A 3,519-nucleotide genomic window follows, 5' to 3' on the forward strand; every position below is an offset into this window, starting at 1 on the left:
TAGGGAAATTTGGGTATTTCCCTATTTAAACGGAATTTATCCGTTTATTGCAAACACAAGGGAATCAGGTGATAATTTACATCTATTTTAGCCATTCAATTATCAGATGGATAATATCTATTCGTAAAGTGTTATTTACTATGTGATTTATCGTGCGGTTTTATATGCCACCTAGCCCAAAATAACGATACAGCAATAAAAAAGCAGGGTGCTAAAGTCGTTGCAATTTAGCATCCTATTAGTGTTGTGATTTTCTGTTTTGCACCCTTAAAGAGAACCCGTTATTTTTTTAAGGCGTTCCCTTTATAAATTCCATTATTTTCATTCCCCATCACTAACAGCCTTTCTATATTTTTCATCTATTTCTTTAATGGCAAAATGAATAAACCCACTTTGCGGTGATCGGTCTGCAGAACAGCTTGGTAAAGTAGTGTAATCTTTCACATTCTCCATGAAGGTTGTTATTTTAATATAAAAATAAAGATAATCCATTTAATTCTTAACAGTTTGGTTGTTTAATCTTTCAAGCTCTTCTTCCATTCTTACTGGGTCTATTCGTTCAAACAATGGTTCAACTTTTGTCAGTTGCTGCGATTTAACAAAAAACGGACCCCAATCGGTTTTAGTTATGCTTATCATTTCCTTTACCTTTTCGCTTGAAAAAGGAAGGAATGGAGTAAGGATATGAGCTACATTTGCAAACAGATAAACGCAATCCGCCAGAGTTTGTTTGCAAGACTCGGTATCATCCTCTATTTGTTTCCAAGGTTGTTGTTCATCAAAGTATTTGTTCGAAAATCTAACAAGTTCGAATACTTTTTCCAATCCTTGTTTGAATGCAGCACTTTCAATGCAATGACCTACTTCCTTGTATAAGTGATAAACTTTATCCTGAAGCTTCGAAGTTATTTCTTTTTCTGGAATAACTCCATCAAAAGACTTTTCAATAAATTTCAAAGTTCGATTAACGAAATTTCCGTATGCCCCTAATAACTCACTATTATGGCTATAAATGAACTCTTTCCAAGAATAATCTGCATCTCGGTTTTCTGGTGCGTTAATTGTTAAGAAATACCGTATGGAATCTGGTTCGTACCTTTCTAAAATATCTGGAACCCAAACAGCCCAATTTTTACTTGTAGATAATTTTTTCTTTTCCAATGTCAAGTACTCGTTTGAAACGATATGCGTTGGTAATGGTTCTTTGCCAAGGCCAGCAAGAATTCCAGCCCATATAATCGAATGGAAAGGGATATTATCTTTCCCATGAACATAATAAGATTGAGCAGAGGAATTCCAAAATGGTAAATCATCGCTATCGGTTTCTTTAGCCCATAGCTTACTAGCTGTGTAGTACCCTGATACAGCCTCAATCCATACATAGATTTTCTTCTCTTCATATCCAGCAACTGGAACACTTACCCCAATAGGCAAATCTCTTGAAACGGCTCTATCTTGCAAACCTTCCTTTAAATAGCGTTTTGTAAGAGAAATGGCATTTTCCCTCCATAGGTTCTTTTCTTCTGCTTTTTGAGTAAAGTTTTCTAAAACATTTTGGATAGAACTTAAGGAAAAGTAAAAATGCTCTGTAAATCTTGTAGTAGGCTCATTCCCACAAATTTTACATTCTCTTTCAAGTAGTTCAATCGGTTCTAATATGGTTGAACAATGATCACATTGATCCCCGCGAGAAGGCTCCTTGCAAACAGGACAAATTCCTTCCACATAACGGTCAGGCAAAAACTGCTGACAATGTTCACAATATGTTTGTTCGATTTCCTTTTTGTAAATCAATCCTTTTTCAAGTAGCTCTAAAAATATCTCTTGAACGATTTTATGGTGATGTTCAGTGTCAGTCCTTGTGTAAGTATCGTATGAGAATCCTAATCTTGAAAAACAATCTTCGAATTCTTTATGATAACGGTCTGCAATCACTTTCGGAGAAACCCCTTCTTGTTTTGCTCTGACCGTAATCGGTGTTCCATTACAATCGCTGCCAGATACATACAAAACTTTTTCTCCCTTTAAACGATAATATCTCGCAAGAATATCTCCAGGTAACAAGCTCGAAATATGACCCAAATGTAATGAGCCGTTTGCATAAGCCCAAGCCCCACCAATAAAAATGCTCATAAATATAAACCTCCAACTATGATTTAAATTTTGAAAACAAAAAAAACCTCGCCCTTAACTGTAATAAATAGTTAAGGGCGAGGTTTGAATTTCCACACGGTACCACCTTATTTTGCCAATAGCTCACACCATTGGCCTCAACAAGTACGGAGTATTAAATGCTACTCTTATACTGTGACATTAATAACGAGTGCCAAATCCCGTCGTATCCTACTAATACTAAAGTACGTTCGGTACGAAGCTCAGAGACCATTGTTCAAATGAATGTTTTTGCTTCTTTTCAGCTACCGAAGCTCTCTGGCGAAAAACAAAATCATTTTACTTTTTCTCTTCATTGCCTTTGTTTGATAATTACCAATATTTTATTCAATAATTTTCCTGAAGTCAATATTAATATTCCCACAACCTCGAAAATAATGGATGTCAATTCTCCCCTTTAGTTGACACAACAAAAAAAGTTGCCGAATCAATTCCTAGTTTCACTATAGTACACGTTAATTTAGCAATAACCCATTAAATCAACTTAGCAAACCAAGCTACATAATATGCGGCAGGAATAAACAGTAATTGGGCCACAACAGTACCCAAAAATTTAGAACTAACCATTGTCAAAGAATAACTTTTTAAATATACATAATTAGTTTGTTTTTTCATTACTTTATCAGCTAATACGGAAGCTTTAGGGTCAATAAACAGTGATAATAAAATGGTTGCTATACCATTTATAATCCCAGAAGACATTGAGGCTGCCTGAGCATAATCTTTAGGTACTAACATAGACGCATATATAGAGGATAGTACCCCAATTGTAAAAACAGCTGAAATGATAACATTAATCACGAAGAGTCGTTTCGGAATAGTTTTCCAAGTAATTCCCTTTAGATATGTAAATCTAGGTAGCCTAAAACACATAAAAATTTTTCTCATGCCATTTCGATTAAATTGAGTAGCAAACAATCCAATTATTGAACCTCGTTGATTTGAAAGCTGCACAATAGCTCTTGAAAAAATATTAATGAAAGTCGGAAACAACAGAATGCCGAGCAATACGCCAATTGTAGTTACACCTATTAATATTCTATATTGTTCCTCAATGTAGTGTAGTTTGTTTATATTTGGTGCTTCTGCAATAAGTTTAGCTGTCAAGGGTTGTTGAAACATCGTAGAAAACCTTGAAACAATCACCAGTGTACTAAACAAGGATAATGCTGTTGCAATCAATTTAACTCGCGCTCCCGAAATTCTAGTTGAATAGGCTAATGTTTCAATCATTGTAATTATCAATATGAATAGAGAAATTAATAAGACCTTGCCTGTAATTAGTTCCATAAAAATCTCCTTAAAAAATGATATTCATATTATAAATTAAATTATATTGTTTTGGAA

2 protein-coding genes and 1 other annotated feature are annotated in these 3,519 nt (G+C 34.5%); both genes read right to left on the reverse strand.

From position 1 onward, the window contains the following. Positions 1 to 492: 492 nt before the first annotated feature. On the reverse strand, positions 493 to 2,133 hold the full coding sequence (gene metG / locus G6554_RS25095; RefSeq protein ID WP_166246822.1) for a methionine--tRNA ligase: 1,641 nt from the start codon (positions 2,131 to 2,133) through the stop codon (positions 493 to 495). Positions 2,134 to 2,203: 70 nt separating this feature from the next. Then, positions 2,204 to 2,477 (reverse strand) — a binding site (T-box leader). A gap of 169 nt (positions 2,478 to 2,646) precedes the next feature. Next, positions 2,647 to 3,462 carry a lipid II flippase Amj family protein gene (locus tag G6554_RS25100; RefSeq protein WP_166246823.1) on the reverse strand — a complete coding sequence of 272 codons (816 nt, stop codon included), beginning with the start codon at positions 3,460 to 3,462 and terminating at the stop codon, positions 2,647 to 2,649. Positions 3,463 to 3,519 lie beyond the last annotated feature (57 nt).

The sequence above is a fragment of the Bacillus sp. MM2020_4 genome, assembly GCF_011250555.1.
Lineage (GTDB): Bacteria > Bacillota > Bacilli > Bacillales > Cytobacillaceae > Neobacillus.

What these genes read in the sequence shown, in the direction of transcription:
- metG (WP_166246822.1), bottom strand. Translation starts at nt 2,133, where the DNA reads ATGAGCATTTTTATTGGTGGGGCTTGGGCTTATGCAAACGGCTCATTA.
- G6554_RS25100 (WP_166246823.1), bottom strand. Translation starts at nt 3,462, where the DNA reads ATGGAACTAATTACAGGCAAGGTCTTATTAATTTCTCTATTCATATTG.